The sequence below is a fragment of the Synechococcus sp. R6-10 genome, from assembly GCF_047461815.1.
GTDB lineage: Bacteria > Cyanobacteriota > Cyanobacteriia > Thermostichales > Thermostichaceae > Thermostichus.
In genome coordinates this window covers 1-3,042 of record NZ_JANSHW010000294.1, presented here as the reverse complement: position 1 = coordinate 3,042, position 3,042 = coordinate 1, and the positions used below count along the sequence as shown (strand labels likewise).

Here is a 3,042-nt window from a genome sequence, read left to right as displayed (position 1 = left end):
GGCAACCCGCCGTGGCTCAGACGGAAACCCGAGTTTGGAGCGGAACCGGCCAAATTTTGAGCGGCCAGGGGCAGGGGGCGACGGTGCAATTGATCTTGGAAACGGGTGGCGGGCGTATCTGGAGCCAATCGGGGCCGGCTTTGGATGCACCCTTTTCCGGCGGCCATATTTCGGTAACCAGCGGTGATGGCACCTGGCAAATCCAATCGCAAGGGGATCAGTTGTTGGTTACCTTTTACCGCGGCGAGCAGATCATCCGCTGGCAACTGCGGCCCATGGGCGAGATCCCCAGCTCTTCCCCTTCTACGCCATCCAGCTCCCTGAGCAGTGACCCCGCTCAGCCTGTAGCGTTGCCTGTCCAAGAGCTGGTGATTCCAATACTGAAGAATTTGCCCGGCAACCCCTGAGGGATCCCTGCCCCGCCGGTTCTCGACCCATGAAACCTGGTGCGTTGGCCGCTGGGGCTATCAAACCTGTGGCCACTGGAATGGGCTGGGATGATTTTGGGGGCGGTGGGCCTGGGGATCCTATCCCATCGGCAGTTAGCCCGCCCGTTGTTTAGCTGAGCAGCGGGACACAGGGCAGGGGCAGTTGAGCCGCTGCCGCCGCATCCAGCAACCACAGCAGCCGTCCTCTGGGGTTTACGCGCTGGCAGGGTAGATGAGCTGCGGTGGTCAGCGCCTCTTTCACGATGGGGGCTTTGTTCGCTCCGGTTACCAGGAACACCACCTGGGCTGCTTGGTTCAGAACAGGATAGGTCAAGGTTAGACGCGGCTCCTGCCCTTTTTGCCCCACTGTCACCCAGCGGTGCTGCACCTGCAGAGCGGCGGTGTCGGGAAACAAGGAAGCTGTGTGGCCATCTTCCCCCACTCCCAGCCATACCAGGTCGAGAGAAGGGCACTCTGTACCGAAAATCTGCCGCAGGGTCGCCTCGTATTCGGCAGCATCGCGAAGGGGATCCCCCGCTTGGGTGGGCATAGGGAAAACTTGAGCCGCCGGGATCCCGATCTGCTGCAGCAGGGTTTCTCGTACCATGCGGTAGTTGCTCTCAGGGTGATCCGGGGGAACATAGCGCTCATCCCCCCAGAACAGCCAGGTTTGTTGCCAAGGGATCCCTGGGGTTTGGGCCAGGGCAGCATACAGCTTCTTGGGGGTGCTCCCTCCCGCCAAGGCCACCGTAAAGCGTCCCCGCTCGCGAATGGCAGCGGATGACCGACCTTGCCAAATCTCGATGGCCCGTTGGATTAAGACGGGGCCCTCCGGAAAGATCTCCAACTGGAATCCCTGCATACACCGAAGCCCTACTGCCGACCTATGCTGGGTCAGCCGACCTGCACCAACACTTTACCGAAGGGATCCCCTAAGCGGGGCAAACACTAGGAAGCCACCGCCAGCTCTTTGGCTTCTGCCCGAATTTGCTCGTAGAGGGCGCGCAGCTTCAGGCCCACGATGACCTGGATCAGGCCAGAGCCATTGCGGGATCCCGGGTATTCCGGGTGCTTGCGCAACAGTTCCGTCAGCTCGCCATAGTAGCGGGTGGACAGGTTGCTCAGGTGGTTCTCGATGTAGATGACCTCTTCCAGCTTGTCGAAGGTGCCGTCGATCTCCAGAATCGAAACCGGGTGCTCAAAGTAGGTGGAAGGGCCATAGTGGAGGCGGATCCCCGGGTAGGAACAGGTCAGCTTTTTGCCGCAGGGGATCCAATCAATGGTGGAGCCTTCGTCAAAGAGATAAACATGGTCGAAGTACTTCACCCCTTCCCGCTGGATCAGCCGCACCCGCAGTACTTTGTGCTCTGGATCCAGCTCCGGCAACAACTGGGTAGGCAAAACCTCAATGACGGCATCGGCGTACTGCTTCTGCACATCGACATAGGCTTCAAAGTCCGGGCGGCGAGCCTCGATTGAGCGCAACACATCTTCGTAGGTGTGGCCCCGCTCCGCCATGTCCCGCTTCACTTTCCAAGCAATCTTGATCTCTGGGGCCAGATCCAAGTACACCTTGAAGTCCAGCAGCTGGCGCACCCGCTCGTCATACATGGGATGCAGCCCCTCCAGGACGATGATGCGGTTGGGCTCCACCAGCTCCGGTGGGTCAATCAGCCCCGTCTCGTGGTTGTAGATGGGCTTCATCACACTTTGGCCGTTCTTAAGCGCCTTGGCCTGCTCGTACATCAGGTCGAAGTTGTTGGCGCGGGGATCCAGCGCCGTGATGCCCTTCTCTTTGCGCTGGTAGCGATCCAAGGAGTGATAGTCATCCAGACAGATGGTGGTAATCAGATCCCGGCCAAATAGATCCCCCAGCCGGCGTAAAAAGGTGGACTTGCCACAGCCAGAATCTCCGGCGACACCAATCATCACAACACGATCAGGACTGCTTGCCATGGGAACTCCTTGGGGACGGGCAGGGCAAAACTGAGAAAAAGGCTCTAGAAAGTTACCAACTGTTACGGTCTTGCATGATACCAAATAAAGCCGTTACATCACAAGCCGCTGGCAGGCCAGAGCTGTGGGCACCCTAAGCAACAATTTAACAAAAAATCCATATTTTTGGCCGATGAGCTTGGCCGGGATTATTTTTCCGGGGTTGCCGCTCTCAGGACGGCCTGGGGGGCTGGCGAAGGTCGTCTGCTTCTCCTCTGACAAGTTCCATTTGAGCAGCCGGGCTGCTGTGGTGTTTGCTATTTTGCTATATGTAAACTCATTTCCTCCCAGTGCCAGGAGCAGATCGCAGGTATGGTTGCCAGCGCAGAAAAGCGAGAGGTTGTCGTCAATCTGTATCGTCCCAACGCACCGTTGATCGGCCACTGCGTGGAGACCTACTCCATTGTCGGTGAAGGAGCACCCGGACTGACTAAGCACATTGTGCTCAGCTTGCCGGATCCCAACTACCGCTACCTAGAAGGGCAAAGCGTTGGCATCATTCCTCCTGGCGAAGATGCCAAGGGCAAGCCCCACAAGCCCCGCCTCTACTCGATTGCTTCCACCCGCTTTGGCGATGATGGGGAGGGGCGCACCGTCTCTTTGAGTGTGAAGCGGGCCG

General features: G+C 58.7%; 3 protein-coding genes and 1 pseudogene. 2 read left to right on the top strand and 2 right to left on the bottom strand.

The window, feature by feature from the left end:
* A partial coding sequence (locus NW837_RS08985; protein ID WP_414330821.1) for a hypothetical protein occupies positions 1-407 on the top strand: 407 nt, incomplete at its 5' end.
* Between the two features lie 151 nt (positions 408-558).
* On the opposite strand, the gene pgl is transcribed toward NW837_RS08985, so the two are convergent.
* Together pgl and NW837_RS08975 are read right to left on the bottom strand one after the other, a co-directional pair.
* Positions 559-1,290: a 6-phosphogluconolactonase gene (gene pgl, locus NW837_RS08980; protein WP_414330818.1), complete on the bottom strand. Its 732-nt coding sequence runs from the start codon at positions 1,288-1,290 to the stop codon at positions 559-561.
* A gap of 86 nt (positions 1,291-1,376) precedes the next feature.
* Positions 1,377-2,384 (bottom strand): phosphoribulokinase, encoded by a 1,008-nt coding sequence (locus NW837_RS08975; RefSeq protein WP_414330815.1) that lies wholly within the window; start codon positions 2,382-2,384, stop codon positions 1,377-1,379.
* A gap of 351 nt (positions 2,385-2,735) precedes the next feature.
* On the opposite strand from NW837_RS08975, the pseudogene NW837_RS08970 reads away from it, so the two are divergent.
* Positions 2,736-3,042, top strand: a pseudogene (locus NW837_RS08970) (ferredoxin--NADP(+) reductase); the annotation flags it as partial.

What these genes read in the sequence shown, in the direction of transcription:
- pgl (WP_414330818.1), bottom strand. Translation starts at nt 1,290, where the DNA reads ATGCAGGGATTCCAGTTGGAGATCTTTCCGGAGGGCCCCGTCTTAATC.
- NW837_RS08975 (WP_414330815.1), bottom strand. Translation starts at nt 2,384, where the DNA reads ATGGCAAGCAGTCCTGATCGTGTTGTGATGATTGGTGTCGCCGGAGAT.